1 protein-coding gene is annotated in these 257 nt (G+C 75.9%); it reads right to left on the reverse strand.

Annotated elements, in window-relative coordinates; all coding sequences use genetic code 11:
• Positions 1–75 precede the first annotated feature (75 nt).
• A partial coding sequence (locus KZZ07_RS27135) for a hypothetical protein (RefSeq protein WP_219520106.1) occupies positions 76–257 on the reverse strand: 182 nt, incomplete at its 5' end.

A 257-nucleotide genomic window follows, 5' to 3' on the forward strand; every position in this document is an offset into this window, starting at 1 on the left:
GCTCACGCCCTCCGAGAACGCGCACCGCCCACCCTTCGGTTCAGACCGCGATCCGGCCGGCGCGCCGGGCGCGGCTCAGACCGCGCCCTCGACCACCACCAGCGCCCGCAGGATGGCGAAGCCGATCCGCTCGGCCTCGGCCTCCGCGTCGGCGGGGAGCAGCGCCACGGTCTCGACCCCCGGCTCGTCCTCGGGACCGACCACGATCCGGATGACGTCGCCCTCGACCGCCGACGGGTCGTGGATCAGGCCGACCC

It is taken from the genome of Mameliella sp. CS4 (assembly GCF_019392335.1).
Taxonomy (GTDB): Bacteria; Pseudomonadota; Alphaproteobacteria; order Rhodobacterales; family Rhodobacteraceae; genus Antarctobacter.